Below are 15,307 nucleotides of genomic sequence, written 5' to 3'. Positions count from 1 at the left end.
GCCAAGGCGATGCGCGGCCATCCATCGTCGTGACTGTGCCCGCACCCGGCGCGGTGGAGTGTAGGAGGGTGAGAGAAAAGCCACGCAAGCGCCCTGCGCTGCGCGTTGGGGCTGTGGCGCGTGTGCAGGCTTCTACGGCAGGGCGGGCGCTCTTCCTACGATCCGGTGGGCCCTGGTCCCTTAGCTTGGCAGGCCACACCAGAGAGGAATTCCATGGCGCATCACGATGATCCCCAGGTTGCGGCGGTGCGCGGAGGGCGGCCATGATCGGCGTCGTCGTGCCTGTGCATGACGAAGAGAGCTACCTCGCTGACTGCCTGCAGTCGCTGCAGGCCGCGGCGCGCCACGTGACGTTGGCGGGCGAGGGCGTGTGCATCGTGGCGGCGCTCGATGCCTGCTCCGATGCGTCGGAGTCGATCGCCCAGGGCCTGGGCGTGCAGACCGTGTGCCTCCACGCGCGCAATGTGGGCGCCGCGCGCGCGGCTGGCGCACGCCAGGCGCTCAAGGCCGGCGCGCGCTGGCTGAGCTTCACCGATGCCGACTCCACCGTCGCGCCCGACTGGCTCGTGCAGCATCTCCGGCTGGCCAGCGATGCGGTCTGCGGCACGGTCGAGGTGCGCGACTGGTGCGGCTACGGCAGCGACGTGCAGCGCCTCTATCACGCAGGCTATTCCGACCGGCCCGGGCATCGCCACATCCACGGCGCCAACCTGGGCGTGAGCGCGGCAGCCTATGAGCGGGCCGGCGGCTTTGCCGCGCTGCGCACGGGCGAGGACGTGGCCCTGGTGCGGGCGCTCGAAGCCTCGGGTGCCCGGATTGCGTGGACGAACCTCCCGCGCGTGGCCACCAGCGCGCGCAGCCGCTTCCGCGCGCCCGCCGGTTTCGGCGCGCACCTCGCAGGCCTGCGCGCGGCGACGGCGACGGCTTGCGCCGCAGCGGGAGCAATCGCATGAACCCCCTCATGGAAGACGCTGAGCCACGGCATGCGGCCGGCGAGCCGGTGCCCGCAGCGGCGACGTTGTCGGGCCTGAAGGACGCGCTGGCCGATGGCCGCCGCCTTGGCCCTGGCGTGCGCATGCAGCAATTGGTGGCCGCCGGACATGCCCAGCTGCCCTTGCCCGCGCAAGGGCGCACGCTGGAGCGCTGGCGGGCGCTGGCCGAGGTGGCGCACCATGATCTCTCGCTCGCCAAGCTCTACGAAGGACATACCGATGCGCTGGCCATCCTGAGTGAGCTGCACGCACCGCGGGACATCGCCGGCAGCCATGCGCAGTCGATGTGGTGCACCTGGGCGGCCGAGCCACCGGGCGAGCGAGTGACGCTGCAGGCTGAGACCGATGGCGGTGAAGGAGCGGTGCGCCTGGCCGGCACCAAGCCCTGGTGCTCGGGCGCGGAACACTCGACGCACGCGCTGCTCACCGCCTGGTGGCCCGACGGCCGCGGCCCGCAGCTGGTGGCGGTCGATCTGCTGCAGCCCGGCATCAGCGTTTCCACGCAGCGCTGGCGCGCCATCGGCATGGCAGACAGCTCCAGTGGCGATGTCTCTTTCCATCAGGCCCGCGGCGTGCTCGTGGGCGGCGTGGGCGACTATCTCGCGCGGCCCGGCTTCTGGCAGGGCGGGGCGGGCATCGCAGCGTGCTGGTGGGGGGGCGCCCGCGCGCTGGCCGGTGCGCTGCATGCCGTGGTGGCTCAGTCGCCCGCTGCGCTGCGCACCCCCTTCCGCCTGGCTGCGCTGGGCCGGGTGGATGTGGTGCTGGGCGCCACCGCCGCGTTGCTGCAGCAGGCCGCCGCATGGATCGACGCCCACCCGAGGGATGACGCGCTGCGCGAGGCCATCCGGGCGCGGCAGGCGGCCGAAGCCTGCGCCCGCCGAGTGCTCGACGACGTGGGCCGCGCGCTGGGCGCAACGCCGTTCTGCCGCGATGCCGAATTCGCCCGCCGGGCGGCCGATCTGCCCGTCTTCATCCGGCAAAGCCATGCCGAGCGTGATGACGCCGCACTGGGCGAGCGCGTGGCCGCCCTACCCCTGAACCACGACGAGGAGACCCTGCCATGGTCGCTGTGATGGAAGACCTCCGAAGCCTGCAGGCCGCGCGTGCCGCGCCGCTGGCTGCCGCTGCCCGCCAGATCGGCCCGCGGCCGCTCCATGCGCCTGCCGCCTGGCAGGAGTGGATCACCGCGCGGCCGGTGACACGCCTGGGCGTGGCGGACATCGTGCCGGTCCGCTGCCGCCTGGTGGTGGTGGCGCCGCACCCTGACGACGAGCTGCTGGCCTGCGGCCTCCTGATGCAGGCCCACGCCCAGCAGGGCGGGCGTATCCTCATCATCGGCGTGACCGACGGCGAGGCCAGTCATGCGGGCGATCCCGGCTGGGTCGCGCCCGCACTGGCCGCCGCGCGGCGTGACGAACGCGTGGCCGGCCTGCGCGCCCTGGGCCTGCAGGGTGCAGGGCTGCGTCTGCTGGGGCTGCCCGACGGCGGCGTCGCGCCGCAGCGGCCTGCGCTTGCGCGGGCGTTGCACGAAGCGCTGGCCCCGGGCGACGTGGTCGTCAGCACCTGGCGGCTGGACGGCCACCCCGATCACGAAGCCTGCGGCGCAGCGGCTGCCGAGGCTGCCCGCGCCGCCGGCGCCACGCTGTGGGAGGCGCCGGTCTGGATGTGGCACTGGGCCGATCCCGCCCACGCGCAGATTCCGTGGCAGCGGCTGCGCGCCCTGCGCCTGGGGGGCTCCGAAGCCGCCTGCGCGGTGGCCCGCAAGCAGATGGCGCTGGCGCATCACCGCTCGCAGCTCGCTCCGCGTGCTGGCGTTGCTCAGGGAGTGGATGGCGCAGGCCCGGTGCTGGATGCCGCCATCGTGCAGCGGGCAGCCTGGCCATTCGAAACCTTTTTCGCGCCCGCATGACGGCCTCGCTGCCGCGCCATGCGGCCCAGGACTTCGATGCGCTCTATGCCGCCAGCGGCGACCCCTGGCGCTTCGAGGGCAGCTGGTACGAGACGCGCAAGCGCAGCCTGCTGCTGGCCAGTCTGCCGCATGCGCGCTATGCCAGCGCCTTCGAGCCCGGCTGTGCCACCGGCCTGCTCACCGAGGCGCTCGCGCTGCGCTGCGGCCAGCTGCTGGCCAGCGATGGCGCCGAGCGTGCCGTGGCGGCCACGGCCGCCCGGATGGCGGGCCAGGCCCATGTGGCCTGCGCACGTCGCTGGTTGCCGGATGAGTGGCCGCCCGGCTGCTTCGACCTGATCGTGCTGAGCGAATTCGTCTATTACCTCGCACCCGCCGACATCGACCGGCTGGCAGCCTGTGCGCGCGCGGCCCTCGCGCCCGGCGGCGTGGTGGCCGCCTGCCACTGGCGCCACCCCATCGAGGGTTGCGCGCTCGCAGGCGATGCCGTCCACAGCCGGCTGAACGCCCGGCTGGCGCTGGAACATGCCGTGGCGCTGCAGGAGGCGGATTTCCGCCTCGACGTGTGGGCCGAAGGCGGTGCAGCCTCGGTCGCCGCCCGCGAGAGGCGGGGTGATGGTGCTATCTAATTGATGGCTATAGGCGATGGATCAGAGCGCGCCTCAGCGCGGTGCGAGCATGGCCATGGTCAGGCGCGAGACGCAGGTCAGCTCGCCTTCGTCGTTGACCATGTCGATCTGCCAGACCTGCGTGGTGCGGCCGATGTGCACCGGTCGCGCCGTGCCCGTCACCCAGCCGCTGGTGGCTGAGCGCAGGTGGTTGGCGTTGATGTCCAGGCCCACGGCGCGCCAACCTTCGGGCGCCGAGAAGGTCGCGCCGATGGAGCCCAGCGTCTCCGCCAGCACCACGCTGATGCCGCCGTGCAGCAGGCCGAAGGGCTGCTTGGTGCGGTCATCGACCGGCACGCGGCCGCGCACGAAGTCTTCGCCGATCTCGGTGAACTCGATGCCCAGGTGGGTGAGCGCGGTGGGGGCGCCGGTGTTGAGCATTGCGAGTTCGATGGGGCGTTTCCAGATGGACGGCATGGCGGCAGGTCTCCTGTTGTCGGGTGTCTTGTCGGCGCGCGGGCCTGGCCCGGTGGGCGGGGTGGTCGGCAGGAAATTATGGTGCGCTGCGCCCGAACGCGCAGGCACCGGGGCGACGCAGGCGGGCCGGGCGGCGCGAGCCCTCGCAACCTGCGTGGTCGCTGCGGACCGGCCCCTTCAGGGTTGCTGCTGACGCATGCTGCCCGTTTCCAGGCAGCGCTGGTGCCAGCTCAGGGCCTCGCCCAGCAGGTGCGGCGTGTGCTGCGCGGCGCCGGCGCGGGCCCGGTCGAAATAGTCCTGCAGCATGGGGCGGTAGTCGGGGTGGGCGCAGCGGTCGATGATGACCTGCGCGCGCTGGCGCGGCGAAAGGCCGCGTAGGTCGGCCAGTCCCTGCTCGGTGACGATGATCTGCGTGTCGTGCTCGGTGTGGTCCACGTGCGAGACCATGGGCACGATGCAGCTGATGGCCCCGCCCTTGGCCACCGAGGGCGTGACGAAGAACGACAGGTAGCCGTTGCGGGCGAAGTCGCCCGAGCCGCCGATGCCGTTCATCATGGCCGAGCCCATGATGTGGGTGGAGTTGATGTTGCCGTAGATGTCGGCCTCGATCATCGAGTTCATGGCGATCACGCCCAGCCGGCGCACCAGCTCGGGGTGGTTCGAAATCTCCTGCGGCCGCAGGATGATGCGGTCGCGGTAGAAGCCGATGTTGCGCTCGAAGTCCTCGTACGCCGTGCGGCTGAGCGAGATGGCGGTGGCCGATGCGCGGCTCATCTTGCCGGCGCGCAGCAGGTCCAGCATGCCGTCCTGCAGCACTTCGGTGAAGCCCAGCAGGTTCTCGAACGGGCCGGTGAGCAGCCCCGCGAGCACCGCGTTGGCGACGTTGCCCACGCCGGACTGGATGGGCAGCATCTCCTGCGGCAGGCGGCCGGCCTTCATCTCGTGCGCGAGGAAATCGATGATCGCCGCGGCGATGAGGTGGGAGTTCTCGTCGGGCTGCGCGAAGGTGTTGTCGCGGTCGCCCTGGTGGGTGGGTACCACGGCGATCACCTTGGCCGGGTCCACCTTCAGGTAGGGCTGGCCGATGCGGTCGTCCGCATGCGTGAGCGCGATGGGCACGCGGCGCGGCGGAATGGCGGTGCCGTAGTAGATGTCGTGCATGCCGGCCATCTCGGCCGGCGGACGGGTGTTGACTTCTAGGATCACGCGGTCGGCGATCTCGAGCCAGGTCTTGTTGTTGCCCACGGCGGTGGACGGGATCAGGTGGCCGTCCTCGGTCACGCCCAGCACCTCGATCACCGCCACCTGCATGGGGCCCAGGAAGCCGAACCAGGCCTGCTGCGCGACGTGCGAGAGGTGCATGTCGATGAAGTCGATGCTGCCGGCGTTGATTTTCTGGCGGCAGCGCGGGTCGGTATTGAAGGGCAGGCGCAGGCCGATGGCATCGGCCTCGGCCAGGGCCCCATCCAGCTCGGGCGCGGTGGAGGCGCCCGTCCACACGTTGATCCTGTAGGGCCGGCCGGCCGCGTGTTCGGCGGTGGCGCGCGCCGCGATGGCCTGGGGCAGCGCCTTGGGGTAGCCCGCGCCGGTGAAGCCGCTCATGCCCACGTTGGCCCCGTGGGGCACCAGGGCGGCTGCCTGCTCGGCGGTCATGATGCGGGAATGGAAGTCCGCGTAGCGCACGCGGTCGGACAGGGTGTCGGGGGCCTGTGCAGGCATGGGTCTTGATCTTCAGCAAGGTGGCGGGTCGCCGGAGCGCGAGATGGTAGCAGCCGCGTTTTACGCCCGGCCCGGGCCCCGATGCAGCAAAGTGACCGCCACCGCCACCGCCACCGCCACCGTCACAACAGCAGCAGGCGGCATCTGCCCTGCCGGCTTCAGCGTCGGCGGTTCAGCAGCGCGTAGAGCACGATCGCTCCGAAGGTGGCGGTGCCGATGCCACCCAGCGCGAATTCGCCGAACTTCAGCGTGAAATCGCCCGTGCCCAGGATGAGGGTGATGGCCGCCACGATGAGGTTTTTGTTGTCGGAGAAATCGACCCGGTTATCCACCCAGATCTTGGCGCCGGCCACGGCGATCAGGCCGAACACCACGATGGAGACGCCGCCCATCACGGGCAACGGAATGGCCTGGATCAGCGCGCCGAACTTGGGCGAGAAGCCCAGCGCCAGCGCGATCAGCCCGGCCACCAGGAACACGGCGGTCGAATAGATCTTGGTGGCGGCCATCACGCCGATGTTCTCGGCATAGGTGGTCACGCCGGTGCCGCCGGCGCTGCCGCTCACCATGGTGGCGATGCCGTCGCCGATGAAGGCCCGGCCCATGTAGCGGTCCAGATTCTGGCCGGTCATGGCCGTCACGGCCTTGATGTGGCCCAGGTTCTCGGCCACCAGGATGATGGCCACGGGCGCGATCATCAGCATCGCCGGGCCGCTGAAGACGGGCGCGCTGAAGCGGGGCAGGCCCAGCCAGGGCGCGGCCGCGAGGGCGGACAGGTCCACTGGCTTGCCCCAGCCCAGCACGTTGGTGAACACGGCATACACGATGCTGGCGGCGATGAGCCCCAGCAGGATCAGCAGGCGCTGCGCCATGCCGCGCGCCAGCACGGCCACCAGGCCCACGCAGACGAAGGTCACCGCCTGCATCCAGCTCTCGAAGTTGTTGGCCGCCATGTTCTTGACGGGGATGCTCGCCAGGTTCAGCCCGATGACGGCCACCACCGCGCCCGTCACCACGGGCGGCATGAAACGCTCGATCCAGCCGGTGCCGACGACCTGCACCAGCGCGCCGATCAGCGTGTAGATCAGGCCACAGGCGATGATGCCGCCCAGGGCCACACCGATGTTGGCGTTGGGGCCCTTGCCGGCGTAGGCCGACGCGGCGATCACCACGCCGATGAAGGCGAAGCTCGAACCCAGGTAGCTGGGCACGCGCCCGCCGGTCACCAGGAAGAAGATCAGCGTGCCCAGGCCGCTCATCAGGATGGCCACATTCGGGTCGAACCCCATCAGGATGGGGGCGAGCACGGTGGCGCCGAACATGGCGATCACGTGCTGCACGCCCATGACGGTGGTCTGGCCCCAGGGCAGGCGTTCGTCCGGGGCGACGACGGTGCCTTCGATTGCGCGGGTTTCGCGCCAGCGGGGAAAGTAGTTGGACAAGGGCGGACCTCCTTGGTATTGGATGTGGGTTTCTGGGGGGTGTCTGTGCAGCGGGCGGCTCGCCCGGACGGCGCGAAGTGTAGGGGCTAGCGAGCAGGAACCGCGCTTTTGCCGCACACTGTTTATAGCCAGGGGATGACGGGCGGGCGGGGTGCGCTGCTGGTACCCTCGAATCGGACTACATCGCGCCTGGGGTGGGCCCGCCGTGCCGGCTACGCCGGCCCTTGCCGCCCCCCCGCTTCCCCTTTTCTCTTTTGGTTGTCCGCCGCCCCGCCCATGCTTCAGCGCCGCACCTTGTGGATCGCACTGGCTTCATGCTTGCTGGCGGTCGCGGCGTTGGCTGCGTTGGCCCTGTGGCTCTGGCTGCCTTCCGACGAGGCCCTGGCCCGCAGGGTGGAGGCCGAGGCCTCGGACGCGCTCGGCGTGCCCGTCACCGTCCAGCGGCTGCGTTGGTCCCTTTGGCCGGCACCGCAGCTGGTGCTGGAGGGGGTGGCCACCGAGCAGCCGGAGCCCGTGACCGCCGCACGCGTCACTGCCGATGCGGCCTGGTCTGATGTGCTGCGCCGGCGCGTGGCGATCACGCGCCTGGTGCTGGAAGGCGCCACGGTGCCGCAGGCGTCGCTGTCCGAATTCCATATCCAGGCGCACGATGGCGATGCTGCCGATGCGGGCCTGGGCCCGCTTCGGCTCGCCGCCATTCCGCTGCAGTGGGCCGAATGGCGTGGTGTGCGCTGGGTGTCGCGCACGGGCCGGGCGCTGGCCTATGCGGGCGAGCTGCGGTTCGAGGCGGGCTGGCGCCCTCGCAGCGGGCGGCTGGAACGCGAAGGCGCGGCCGAGCCGGCCCGCCTGGAGATCACCCGCGAAGGCGACGAAGACCGCTGGCGCGCCGACGTCACGGCCGGCGGCCGCACCGAGCAGGGCGAGCTGCGCCTGAAGGTGCTGGGCGAACGTTGGCAGGTCACCGGCGCCATCGACTTCCGCAAGGTCGATGTGGTCAGCCTCATGGCCGCGTTCGACCGTCGCTCCATCGTGGCGGGCCGGGCTAGCGGCCATGCCGACCTCATCGCCGAGGGGGCCGATCCGGCCGAGGCCCTGCGCTCGCTGCACACCCGCACCCGGTTCGACATGTCCCATGCGCGCCTGCTGACCTTCGACCTGGAGCGTGCCGTGAAAAGCGCGGGCCAGCAGCGCCAAGGCAGCACGCCGCTGGACCGGTTCAGCGGCGTCGTCAGCACCGAAGCCGACCGCAACGGCACCATCGTGCGCTATTCGGAGCTGCGCGCCACCTCCAGCGTGCTCACCGCCACGGGCTCCGCTGTGGTGCAGAGCGGCCGGGTGCAGGGCGACATCGCCGTCGATCTCGTCGAGGGCCTGGTCGGTGTGCCGCTGACCTTCGGCGGTACCGTGGCCGATCCCACCATCAGCCTGCCGCCCGCCGCGCTGGCGGGCGCTGCCGTGGGCACCGCCGTGGCTCCCGGAGTGGGCACGGCGCTCGGCGCTCGGCTGGGCGAGACGCTGCGGCGCATCTTCGGCGCAGGCGGGGGCAGTTCCGGCGCGGCCCCCCCGGGCGGGCGTACCACGCCCGCTCCCGTGTACCGGGACCCGGATTGAGGAGGGGCCTGCCATGCGATGCCTACGTCTTCGCTTCTTTCTTCCCGCCGGAGGCCTCGGCGCCTTGTCGTTGCCGCCATGGCCTGCGCTGCCGCGCGAGCCTGGGCGCTACGCGCGTTCCCGGGCGGCCTGAGAAAACAAGACATACCGGAAAGCTGATACTGCATGTCATCCACCACCCTTGGCTCAACCCGTTCCATTCCGCCCTTTCTGGCGGGCAGCGGCTCCATGGGCCAGCTCATCGCCGACTTCGACTGGGCTGCCACGCCAGTGGGCGAACTTGGCCACTGGCCGGTGCATCTGCGGCTGGCCGTGGCCACGATGCTGCGCTCGTCCATGCCCATGGCCCTGCTCTGGGGCGAGAGCGGCACGCTGCTTTACAACCAGGGCTACGCCGCTTTCAGCCGCCAGCGTCACCCGGGCATCCTGGGCTTGCCGGTCAGCAAGGCCTGGCCTGAAGCGCGCGACTTCAACAGCCACGTGATGCGCGTGTGCCTGGCAGGCGGCACGCTGGACTACCAAGACATCGCGCTGGAGCTGAACCTGCACGGAACCCCGGAGACGGTGTGGTTCAACCTGCACTATTCGCCGATCACCGACGAGCAGGGCACTCCCTGCGGGGTTCTTGCGCTGGTCTCCGACACCTCTTCCAAGGTGCGGGCAGAGCGGCGCCTGGTCACCGAGCGCGAGCGTTTCGCCCAGCTCTTCGAGCAGTCCCCCAGCTTCATGGCCATGCTCGAAGGGCCCGAGCACCGCATCGTGATGGCCAATCCCGGCTACCGGCGCCTGGTGGGGCCCCGCGCCCTCATCGGGCTGACCCTCGCCGAGGCGCTGCCCGAGGTGCTCTCGCAGGGCTATATGCAGCTGCTTGACGGCGTCTATCGCAGCGGCGAGGCCCTGACGGCCCATGGTGCGCGCTATGAATCGCCCGTGGGCGAGCACTACGTGGACTTCGTGTTCCAGCCCATCCGCGATGCGCACGGCGTCGTCACCGGGATCTTCGTGGAGGGCGTGGACGTCACGGGCCGCATGAAGGCCGAGCGGCGGCGCACGGCGCTGGCGCAGTTCACCGACCTGCTCCGCTCGCAGGATTCCGCCAACGACATCTGCTCTGCTGCCGCCGAGCTCCTGGGCCGCACCCTGGGCGTGAGCCGTGCGGGGTATGCCCTGGTGGACCACAGCGCCGAAAACGCCACGGTGCCTTCCGACTGGACGCGGCTGGACATGCCTTCGGTGGCCGGCACGCTGAACCTGCGCCATTACGGCAGCTTCGTCGATGACCTCAAGGCCGATCGCATCGTGCGCATCGCCGACGTGGCGGCGGACGAGCGCACCCGCACCGCGCTGCCTGCCCTGCGTGAGCGCCGCGTGGCCGCCCTGCTGCATGTTCCAGTGCTGGAGCAGGGCCGGCTCGTGGCGCTGCTTTTCGCCAGCAATGCGACGCGGCGTGAATGGACCGACGAGGATTGCGACTTCATGCGCGAAGTCGCCGGCCGTACGCGCACGGCCGTGGAGCGTGCGCGCACCGAGGCGCAGTTGCGCGAGGTGAACGAGTCGCTGGAGCGCAAGGTGGCCCAGCGAACGCAGGAGCTGATGGAGGTGGAGGAGCACTTCCGCCAGGCGCAGAAGATGGAAGCCATCGGCCAGCTCACGGGCGGCATCGCGCACGATTTCAACAACCTGCTGGGCAGCATGAGTGCCAGCCTGCAGGTGCTGGAAAAGCGCCTGGCCGCGCAGCGCTATGACAACGCCGAGCGCTACATCGGCATGGCGCAGGCCTCGGTGCGCCGCGCCGCATCGCTCACGCAGCGGTTGCTGGCCTTCTCGCGCCGCCAGACGCTGGACCCCAAGCCCACCGACGTCAACCGCCTGGTGGCGGGCATCGAGGAGATCGTGCGCCGCACGGTCGGCCCGTCGGTCGAGCTGGAAGTGGTGGGCGCCGGGGGGCTGTGGCTCACCAAGGTCGATGCGCCGCAGCTGGAGAATGCCCTGCTCAACCTGTGCATCAACGCGCGCGACGCCATGGCGCCCCACGGCGGGCGCCTCACCATCGAAACCGCCAACAAATGGTTGGACGACCGCGCTGCCAGCGAGCGCGAGCTGCCGCCCGGCCAGTACATCTCGATCTGCGTGACCGACACCGGCTCGGGCATGACGCCTGACGTCGTGGCCCGCGCCTTCGATCCCTTCTTCACCACCAAGCCCATGGGCCAGGGCACGGGGCTGGGCCTGTCGATGGTCTATGGCTTCGTGCGGCAGTCGGGAGGCCAGGTGCGTATCTATTCCGAACCTGGCGAGGGCACGACCATGTGCCTTTATCTGCCACGCCACGTGGGCGAGGCCGAGCCCGACCTGGAGGAGGAACGACTCCGCTACGCCCACCAGGCCGACGGCGAGGTGGTGCTGGTGATCGAGGACGAGGGCACCATCCGCAGCCTGATCGTGGAGGAACTGCAGGACATGGGCTATCAGGTCATCTCGGCCGGCGACGGGCAGGCGGGCCTGCACATCCTGCAGTCCGACCGGCGCGTTGATCTGCTGCTGACCGACGTGGGTCTGCCCGGCGGGCTCAACGGCCGCCAGGTGGCCGATGCGGCCCGGGTGACGCGGCCACAGCTGAAGGTGCTCTTCATCACCGGGTATGCGGAGAACGCGGCGGTGGGCAACGGCCTGCTGGAGTACGGCATGCAGGTGATCACCAAGCCCTTCGACATGGAGGCGCTGGCCGGCAAGGTGCGGGAGATGATCGAGAACTGACCGGCGCTGAAACGGGGAGGGGCGCAAGCGGCACGGCTGGCCGGGTGTGGGTTCAAACGCCGCTTTGCGCCCTTCGGATGAGCGCATGAAGCTATTGTTTTGATAGCGTTCAGGCGCTGGCGCTCCCTCTCGGCCGGGCCGCTGGCCCGTTCAAAGGCTCGTGAGGCCGCCCATGCACAGGTATTTCACGACCAGATAGTCGTCCATGCCGTAGGACGAGCCCTCCCGCCCCAGGCCCGACTGCTTCACGCCGCCGAAGGGCGCGACCTCGTTCGAGATCAGGCCGGTGTTGATGCCGACCATGCCGTATTCCAGGGCCTCGGCCACGCGCCAGACGCGGGCGATGTCGCGGCTGTAGAAATAGCTGGCCAGGCCGAACTCGGTGTCGTTGGCCAGCTGCACCACTTCGGCATCGGTCTCGAAGCGGAACAGCGGGGCCAGCGGGCCGAAGGTCTCTTCGCGCGCGACCTGCATGCCGGGCCGGGCGCCGGCCACCACGGTCGGCTCGAAGAAGGTGCCGCCCAGCGCATGGCGCTTGCCGCCCGTCAGCACCTGGCCGCCCTGGGCGACGGCGTCGGCGATGTGCGCTTCGACTTTGTCCAGCGCCGCCGCGTCGATCAGCGGGCCCTGCTCCACGCCGGGCTCGGTGCCCGGCCCCACCTTGAGCGCCCGCACGGCCGCCACCAGCTTTTCGGCGAAAGCGTCATAGACGCCGGCCTGCACGTAGAGCCGGTTGGCGCACACGCAGGTCTGGCCGGCGTTGCGGAACTTGGAGGCCATGGCGCCGGCCACGGCGGCGTCCAGGTCGGCATCGTCGAACACGATGAAGGGGGCATTGCCGCCCAGCTCCAGCGACAGCTTCTTGATGCTGGGCGCGCTCTGCGCCATCAGCAGGCGGCCCACCTCGGTCGAGCCGGTGAAGCTGAGCTTGCGCACGATGGGGTTGGCGGTGAGTTCGCCGCCGATGGCGCGCGCATCGCCCGTCACCACGCTGAAGACGCCGGCCGGCACGCCCGCCTCTTCGGCCAGGGCCGCCAGGGCCAGCGCCGAGAAGGGCGTGCCTTCGGCCGGCTTGAGCACCATGGTGCATCCGGCCGCCAGGGCGGGGCCGGCCTTGCGCGTGATCATCGCGGCCGGGAAGTTCCAGGGCGTGATGGCGGCGCAGACGCCGATGGGTTCCTTGACCACCAGCAGCCGCTTGTCGCCGGCCGGGGACTGCAGCGTGTCGCCATGCACGCGCTTGCCTTCTTCTGCGAACCATTCGATGAACGATGCGGCGTAGGCGATCTCGCCCTTCGATTCGGCCAGCGGCTTGCCCTGCTCGGCCGTCATGATCGCCGCGAGGTCGTCGGCATGCGCGAGCATCAGGTCGTTCCAGCGGCGCAGGATGGCGCTGCGCTCCTTGGCCGTGCGGCGGCGCCAGCCCGCCCAGGCCGCCTGGGCCGCGTCGACGGCGCGGCGCGTTTCGTCCGCGCCCATGTCGGGCACGTGGCCGATCACCTCGCCGGTGGCGGGGTTGGTGACGGCGAAGGTGGCGCCGCTGTCGGCGTCGCACCAGCGGCCGGCGAGGAAGGCCTGCTGGCGCAGGAGGGAGGGGCTTTTCAGTGTGAGCATGGGTGGTTTTGCCTCAGGCGCCGCGGCGGGCGGCACGGCCTCTGAGCCATTCGAGCGCCAGCAGCAGCGTGGTGGAGAAGACGATCAGGATCGTGGCCAGCGCCGCGATGGTCGGGCTGATGTTTTCGCGGATGCCGGTGAACATCTGGCGCGGCAGCGTGACCTGCTCGGCACCGGCCAGGAAGAGGGTCACCACCACCTCGTCGAACGAGGTGGCGAACGCGAAGAGCGCGCCCGAGATCACGCCCGGCGCGATCAGCGGCAGGGTGATGCGAAAGAAGGTGGTGAGCCGGCCGGCCCCCAGGCTCAGGCTGGCGCGCACCAGGTTGTGGTTGAAGCCCTGCAGCGTGGCCAGCACCGTCGTGACCACGAAGGGCGCGCCGAGCGCGGCGTGGGCCAGGATCAGCGCGGTGTAGCTGTCCGACAGGCCCAGCGGCGCGAAGAACAGGTACATGCCCACGCCGACCACGATCACCGGCACGACCATGGGCGATATCAGCACCGCCATCAGCAGCGCCTTGCCGCGGAACTCCGCCTTGCTCAGCCCGGTGGCGGCAAGGGTGCCCAGCACGGTCGCGATGAGGGTGGCGGCCGGCGCGACGATGAAGCTGTTCTTCGCGGCGCGCATCCATTCCTCGGCCTCGAACAGGTTGCGGTACCAGCGCAGCGAGAAGCCGCTGATCGGATAGGCCAGGAAGCTGCTGTCGCTGAACGACAGAGGCACGATGGCCAGAATGGGCAGGGCCAGGTAGAGCAGCACCAGCACGCACACAATGCGCAGCGCGTAGTACCAGACGCGTTCGGCCAGCGTGGCATAGGGCGGGAAGGTGTGGAGCAGCGATCGCATGGAAGTCGTTCCCCGGTGAGGTCAGCGGATGTTGGCGTTGGCGTTCGTCTGCACGATGCGCTGGTACACGGCGTACAGCACCAGCGTGGCGGCCAGCAGCAGGGCGCCGAGCGCGCAGGCCATGCCCCAGTTGACCGCCTGGTTGGTGAAGTACGCGACGTAGTAGCTCACCATCTGGTCCCCGGGACCGCCCAGCAGCGCGGGCGTGATGTAGTAGCCGATGGCGGTGATGAACACCAGCAGCACGCCGGCGGCGATGCCCGCATAGGTCTGCGGCACATAGACGCGCCAGAACGCAGCGAAGGGGTGGCTGCCCAGCGAGATGGCGGCCCGCTGGTAGGTGGGCGGAATGGCCTTCATCACGCTGTAGAGCGGCAGGATCATGAAGGGCAGCAGGATGTGCACCATGGCGATGGTCACGCCGGTGCGGTTGAACAGCAAGGCCAGCGGCTCCTGGATCACGCCCAGCGCCTGCAGCCCGCCGTTCACCAGGCCCGATTGCTGCAGCAGCACCACCCAGGCGGCGATGCGCACCAGCACCGAAGTCCAGAACGGGATCAGCACGCAGATCATCACCAGGTTGGCCTGCCGCGCGGGCAGGGTGGAGGCCCAGTACGCCAGCGGGAAGGCGATCAGCAGTGCCAGGCCGGTGGTGAGTGCGCCGATCCAGAGCGTGCGGCCAAAGATGTCCAGGTAGATCGCGCCGTCGTCAGGGGCCTTCTGGATGTGGCCCAGGTTGTCCTGCTTCAGATCGAGCGAGGCCAGCAGGAAGAACGGCGTGGTGCGGCTGCCGTTCTTGGCGATGGCCTGCCAGTAGGGCAGCTCGCCCCAGCGCGGGTCGATGGCGATCAGCGCGGCCCGTGCGTCGCCTTCGGCGGGCAGGGCGCGCGTGGTCTTGGTGATCAGGGAGCGATAGCCGCTGATCTCGTTGTTGAGCCGGCGCGCGAGCTCGCCCACGCCGTTGCCCTGACGTGCGGCAGCCAGGTCGGTGGCGAGCGCGGCGAAGGCGGCATCGGGCGGCAGCGAGCGGCGGTCCCAGTGTTCCAGCGCGGCCACGACCTGCGGCAGCGCGTCGGGAATCTCCGGGCTGGAGACGGCGCGCTGCAGCAGCGCGCCGATGGGGACGGCGAACACCACCAGCAGAAAGAGCGCCAGCGGGGCGATCAATGCGAGCGCGGAGGCCTTCTTGCGCAGCTCGGCGCGGTGCAGTTCCTGCTTGAGCCGCCGCTGGCCTGCGGCCGTAGCGGGGATGTCGTCGCAGGCATGGTCGCAAGACCCGGCAGGGGCGCCGCCGCCCGGGGGCAGCGGAGGCAGTGCGGCGGCGTCGTTCATGG

12 protein-coding genes are annotated in these 15,307 nt (G+C 70.4%); 6 read left to right on the top strand and 6 right to left on the bottom strand.

The window, feature by feature from the left end; translation table 11 throughout:
• The first annotated feature begins 263 nt into the window (after positions 1 to 263).
• The 4 genes from AC3A84_RS11935 to AC3A84_RS11920 are packed head-to-tail and all read left to right on the top strand — an operon-like array spanning position 264 to position 3,527.
• Positions 264 to 953: a glycosyltransferase family 2 protein gene (locus AC3A84_RS11935; protein ID WP_487969836.1), complete on the top strand. Its 690-nt coding sequence runs from the start codon at positions 264 to 266 to the stop codon at positions 951 to 953.
• Positions 950 to 2,065, top strand: coding sequence for an acyl-CoA dehydrogenase (locus AC3A84_RS11930; protein ID WP_487969835.1), 1,116 nt, complete (start codon positions 950 to 952; stop codon positions 2,063 to 2,065). Before AC3A84_RS11935 ends, AC3A84_RS11930 begins: the two co-directional genes overlap by 4 nt.
• Positions 2,053 to 2,901 (top strand): PIG-L deacetylase family protein, encoded by an 849-nt coding sequence (locus AC3A84_RS11925; RefSeq protein ID WP_487969834.1) that lies wholly within the window; start codon positions 2,053 to 2,055, stop codon positions 2,899 to 2,901. The genes AC3A84_RS11930 and AC3A84_RS11925 overlap by 13 nt, the downstream gene beginning before the upstream one ends.
• Positions 2,898 to 3,527 carry an SAM-dependent methyltransferase gene (locus tag AC3A84_RS11920; protein ID WP_487969833.1) on the top strand — a complete coding sequence of 210 codons (630 nt, stop codon included), beginning with the start codon at positions 2,898 to 2,900 and terminating at the stop codon, positions 3,525 to 3,527. The genes AC3A84_RS11925 and AC3A84_RS11920 overlap by 4 nt, the downstream gene beginning before the upstream one ends.
• Positions 3,528 to 3,560: 33 nt before the next feature.
• Here AC3A84_RS11920 and AC3A84_RS11915 read toward each other — a convergent pair whose 3' ends face one another.
• The 3 genes from AC3A84_RS11915 to AC3A84_RS11905 form a co-directional block, all read right to left on the bottom strand.
• Positions 3,561 to 3,983, bottom strand: a complete 423-nt coding sequence (locus AC3A84_RS11915; protein WP_487969832.1) for a hotdog fold thioesterase — start codon at positions 3,981 to 3,983, stop codon at positions 3,561 to 3,563.
• A 177-nt stretch (positions 3,984 to 4,160) separates the two neighbouring features.
• Complete coding sequence (gene scpC / locus AC3A84_RS11910; RefSeq protein ID WP_487969831.1) at positions 4,161 to 5,702, bottom strand: succinyl-CoA:acetate CoA-transferase ScpC; 1,542 nt, start codon at positions 5,700 to 5,702, stop codon at positions 4,161 to 4,163.
• Positions 5,703 to 5,860: 158 nt separating this feature from the next.
• Positions 5,861 to 7,144 (bottom strand): solute carrier family 23 protein, encoded by a 1,284-nt coding sequence (locus tag AC3A84_RS11905; protein WP_487969830.1) that lies wholly within the window; start codon positions 7,142 to 7,144, stop codon positions 5,861 to 5,863.
• Between the two features lie 276 nt (positions 7,145 to 7,420).
• On the opposite strand from AC3A84_RS11905, the gene AC3A84_RS11900 reads away from it, so the two are divergent.
• Both AC3A84_RS11900 and AC3A84_RS11895 read left to right on the top strand, forming a co-directional pair.
• Positions 7,421 to 8,755, top strand: coding sequence for an AsmA family protein (locus AC3A84_RS11900; protein WP_487969829.1), 1,335 nt, complete (start codon positions 7,421 to 7,423; stop codon positions 8,753 to 8,755).
• Between the two features lie 165 nt (positions 8,756 to 8,920).
• Positions 8,921 to 11,512, top strand: coding sequence for an ATP-binding protein (locus AC3A84_RS11895; protein ID WP_487969828.1), 2,592 nt, complete (start codon positions 8,921 to 8,923; stop codon positions 11,510 to 11,512).
• A gap of 150 nt (positions 11,513 to 11,662) precedes the next feature.
• Here AC3A84_RS11895 and gabD read toward each other — a convergent pair whose 3' ends face one another.
• The 3 genes from gabD to AC3A84_RS11880 are packed head-to-tail and all read right to left on the bottom strand — an operon-like array spanning position 11,663 to position 15,305.
• Positions 11,663 to 13,126 carry an NADP-dependent succinate-semialdehyde dehydrogenase gene (gene gabD, locus AC3A84_RS11890; RefSeq protein ID WP_487969827.1) on the bottom strand — a complete coding sequence of 488 codons (1,464 nt, stop codon included), beginning with the start codon at positions 13,124 to 13,126 and terminating at the stop codon, positions 11,663 to 11,665.
• A gap of 13 nt (positions 13,127 to 13,139) precedes the next feature.
• Entirely contained in the window at positions 13,140 to 13,973 is an 834-nt protein-coding gene (locus AC3A84_RS11885) for an ABC transporter permease (protein ID WP_487969826.1), read from the bottom strand.
• A gap of 21 nt (positions 13,974 to 13,994) precedes the next feature.
• Positions 13,995 to 15,305, bottom strand: coding sequence for an ABC transporter permease (locus AC3A84_RS11880; RefSeq protein ID WP_487969825.1), 1,311 nt, complete (start codon positions 15,303 to 15,305; stop codon positions 13,995 to 13,997).
• Positions 15,306 to 15,307 lie beyond the last annotated feature (2 nt).

Source organism: Paracidovorax sp., from assembly GCF_057642795.1.
Note: the sequence above shows the minus strand (reverse complement) of the source record. Positions and strands in the feature narration are given on the sequence as shown.

What these genes read in the sequence shown, in the direction of transcription:
- AC3A84_RS11920 (WP_487969833.1), top strand. Translation starts at nt 2,898, where the DNA reads ATGACGGCCTCGCTGCCGCGCCATGCGGCCCAGGACTTCGATGCGCTC.
- AC3A84_RS11915 (WP_487969832.1), bottom strand. Translation starts at nt 3,983, where the DNA reads ATGCCGTCCATCTGGAAACGCCCCATCGAACTCGCAATGCTCAACACC.
- AC3A84_RS11925 (WP_487969834.1), top strand. Translation starts at nt 2,053, where the DNA reads ATGGTCGCTGTGATGGAAGACCTCCGAAGCCTGCAGGCCGCGCGTGCC.
- gabD (WP_487969827.1), bottom strand. Translation starts at nt 13,126, where the DNA reads ATGCTCACACTGAAAAGCCCCTCCCTCCTGCGCCAGCAGGCCTTCCTC.
- AC3A84_RS11885 (WP_487969826.1), bottom strand. Translation starts at nt 13,973, where the DNA reads ATGCGATCGCTGCTCCACACCTTCCCGCCCTATGCCACGCTGGCCGAA.
- AC3A84_RS11930 (WP_487969835.1), top strand. Translation starts at nt 950, where the DNA reads ATGAACCCCCTCATGGAAGACGCTGAGCCACGGCATGCGGCCGGCGAG.
- AC3A84_RS11900 (WP_487969829.1), top strand. Translation starts at nt 7,421, where the DNA reads ATGCTTCAGCGCCGCACCTTGTGGATCGCACTGGCTTCATGCTTGCTG.
- AC3A84_RS11935 (WP_487969836.1), top strand. Translation starts at nt 264, where the DNA reads ATGATCGGCGTCGTCGTGCCTGTGCATGACGAAGAGAGCTACCTCGCT.
- AC3A84_RS11895 (WP_487969828.1), top strand. Translation starts at nt 8,921, where the DNA reads ATGTCATCCACCACCCTTGGCTCAACCCGTTCCATTCCGCCCTTTCTG.
- AC3A84_RS11880 (WP_487969825.1), bottom strand. Translation starts at nt 15,305, where the DNA reads ATGAACGACGCCGCCGCACTGCCTCCGCTGCCCCCGGGCGGCGGCGCC.
- scpC (WP_487969831.1), bottom strand. Translation starts at nt 5,702, where the DNA reads ATGCCTGCACAGGCCCCCGACACCCTGTCCGACCGCGTGCGCTACGCG.